This is a genomic window from Pseudoalteromonas sp. SWXJZ94C, from assembly GCF_015864385.1.
Taxonomy (GTDB): Bacteria; Pseudomonadota; Gammaproteobacteria; order Enterobacterales; family Alteromonadaceae; genus Pseudoalteromonas.
On the sequence record NZ_JADYXF010000104.1, the window covers coordinates 1 to 3,114 of the forward strand.

Genomic DNA, 3,114 nt, shown 5'->3' on the forward strand with positions numbered 1-3,114 from the left:
AACTATCAGTTTTTTGTCAAAATATGCACGAAGAGCGAACCCAAAAAGAGATAAAGAAAAAGGACGATTAAAATGCGGCCTGAATCCAATTATCTCTTAATGTCTAACCTATGATAAGCAGCTTGATAACTTAGTTGCACTACATCATCGCTCAGCATTCGCCCCTTAAAATGCTGATTATAAAACTGTGGGACAACTTCGGTAGGTAAACGGGTAAGTACTTGGTATTTATTAAACGTAGTGCCATTGGCAGCAATTTCGATAAATTCATCATCGAGTAGCGCATCTAATGCGCGCTCAGATTGACGAACTTCTGGATCGAGTAACTGGCGCTCAGCGTCAATCAAATGATTAAATAACGACACTTTTATTTTGCTGCTCATAACCTTCCCTATAGTATACAGACTTGAGTGTACAGACTTGCCCCGCTTTTATATCAAACTATACGTTTTTAAACGCGTCGATATTTTAAGCAATAAGTCATTTACATTGATAATATCTACTTGTTTACAAACACTCAAGTCGCTAATTTACCCACTTTACTTAAGCGCTTTCTTTAGCCGTTTAGCTTTATTTAAGGTGACTATTTAATACTCAGCTTGATTTGTCCCACATTATTGAATGCTAAGCACGAAATACAAAATGTCATTTATCGTTTTACAGGTAATCGCCATCAATATAAAACTGCGGGATAAAATCTGATTGCACGTTTAATTCGTTACCGTAATCTTTTGCCATGCATGCTAAGCCTAACAACTGAATAGGCATGTAATGATTAGGTTGTTCATATCCTTCTAAATCACGAAAACGCTCACAATACTCCCAGCTATCAGTTAATGCATTTGCTAATGCCGTACTTGGGGTGACTTCTCCATCCATCATAAAGGCGAGAACAAAATTTGTTTTTCCACTGGTGCAATAGTTAACCCACGGGTCTGTGGTATCTAATTTAACCTCTTCTAACGCCTTGCCTAGTAAAGCTAAACCCTCATCATTAGACACTCGACGGTGTATACCTTGAATTAGCTCAACAAGTACATACTCGGCTTCACTGTTTGTCGTAGAGCACTGACGCATTACAGATACAGGAAACTTCGCTAAACTATCCATCGCATCAATGTCACGGACAATTGCTGCACAAAAAAAGGCTTCTTGCCAGCTAATGGCATCCAAACGCCCATCCCACAACCAGCCTTCGCCGTTGTAGGTCGCATCTAATATATCGTCAATCACGACGCGTTGCTCTTTTTCAGGCTCTCGACCTAGCCTAAAAATTGCCTCACCGGCTTTTGCCGCAAGCTTTAATGCTGTTATTGATTTTTGCTTGTTTTCTTCGGTTAAATCAAACGACCACCATTGGCAGATTTTGATTGCATTGCTTAATAAAGAAACTAAATTATCTCTTTTTATAGGTAAGCATTCAATCGAGTGATTATATTCTTCTTCAAAACGGTCACTATTTCTTTTTATGCTTAAAGGTTTATATTCGCGTGTTATGGTTATCATGTTTATTCCTTTAAATTAACTCTGTTTAGTTGAGGATTTTGGGTACTGAGGTAAAACTATAAATAGTCGCCATCAATATAAAATTGCGGAATAAAGTCTGATAGCACATTTATTTCGTTACCAAGATCTTTTGCCATGCACGTTAAACCTAATAAGACAATTGGCATATAAAAATCAGGCTGTTCATATCCTTCTAAATCACGATAGCGCTCACAGTAATCCCAGCTATCAGTTAATGCATTTGCTAATGCCGTACTCGGGGTGACCTCTCCATCCATCATAAAGGCAAGAATAAAGCCTGTTTTTCCACCGGTGCAATAGTTAACCCACATGTCTGTTGCGCTTTCTTTATCCAACTCCGCTAATGCCGTGCGAAGAACCTCTAAACATTCATCACGAGGTATTCGACGGTGAATTGCTTGAATTAATTCAACAAGTGCGTACTCGGCTTCACTGTTTGTGGTAGAGCACTGGCGCATTACAGATACAGGAAACTTCGCTAAACTGTCCATCGCATCTTGGTCACGTACAATTGCTGCGCAAAAAAAGGCTTTTTGCCAATCTGCCCCAGATAAAAATCCACCTTGCCACAACATCCCTTTGCCGTTGTAGGTGGCATCTAATATATCGTCAATCACAACGCGTTGCTCTTTTTCAGGCTCTCGACCCAGCCTAAAAATAGCCTCACCTGCTTTTGCTGCAAGTTTTAATGCTGTTATTGATTTTTGTTTGTTTTCCTGCGTTAAATCAAACGACCACCACTGGCAGATTGTGATTGCATTGCCAAAAACGCTTATTAAATTATCTCTTTTAATAGATACATCTTCAATCGAGTCATCATAAATTTCTTCAAATCGTTCAGTATCATGATCTAAAAACGTAGGTTCATAATCGCGTGTTATGGTTATCATATTTATTCCTTTAAATTAAATCTGTTTGGTTAAATATTTAGGGGCTGTGGTAAAACTACAAATAGTCGCCATCAATATAAAACTGCGGAATAAAGTCTGATTGTACGTTTATTTCATTACCAAGGTCTTTTGCCATGCACGTTAAGCCTAATAAAACAATTGGCATATAAAAATCAGGCTGTTGGTATTCTTTATCACAGAATCGCTCGTGATACTCCCAGCTATCATTCAATGCATCTGCTAATGCCGTACTTGGACTGCCTTTTTCTTTCATTATAAAGGTAAGAATAAAGTCAGTTTTTGCGTTGGTGCAATAGCTGACCCACGGGTCTTTGGTTTCTAATTTAACCTCTTCTAACGCTTTACCTAGTAAAGCTAAACCCTCATCATTTGATACTCGGCGGTGTATACCTTGGATTAATTCAACAAGTGCGTACTCGGCTTCACTGCTTGTGGTCGAGCACTGACGCATTACAGATACAGGGAACTTCGCTAAACTGTCCATCGCATCTTGGTCACGGACAATTGCCGCACAAAAAAAGGCTTGTTGCCAACGACCTGCATGCAAAAACCCACCTTCCCACAACATACCTTTGCCGTTGTAGGTAGCGTCTAATATGTCGTCAATCACGATACGCTGCTCTTTTTCAGGCTCTCGACCTAGCCTAAAAATAGCCTCACCGGCTTTGGCGGCAAG

At 39.5% G+C, this 3,114-nt stretch carries 3 protein-coding genes and 1 pseudogene; all 4 read right to left on the minus strand.

All coding sequences use genetic code 11. From position 1 onward, the window contains the following. Positions 1 to 113: 113 nt before the first annotated feature. Positions 114 to 383: pseudogene (locus I6F65_RS21065) on the minus strand (DUF4440 domain-containing protein); the annotation flags it as partial. A gap of 274 nt (positions 384 to 657) precedes the next feature. Beyond that, complete coding sequence (locus I6F65_RS21070) at positions 658 to 1,506, minus strand: immunity 49 family protein (protein ID WP_197114768.1); 849 nt, start codon at positions 1,504 to 1,506, stop codon at positions 658 to 660. Positions 1,507 to 1,562: 56 nt separating this feature from the next. Continuing rightward, positions 1,563 to 2,417 (minus strand): immunity 49 family protein, encoded by an 855-nt coding sequence (locus I6F65_RS21075; protein ID WP_197114770.1) that lies wholly within the window; start codon positions 2,415 to 2,417, stop codon positions 1,563 to 1,565. Positions 2,418 to 2,472: 55 nt separating this feature from the next. Then, positions 2,473 to 3,114: immunity 49 family protein (locus tag I6F65_RS21080; RefSeq protein WP_197114772.1), on the minus strand; the 642-nt coding region annotated here is incomplete at its 5' end.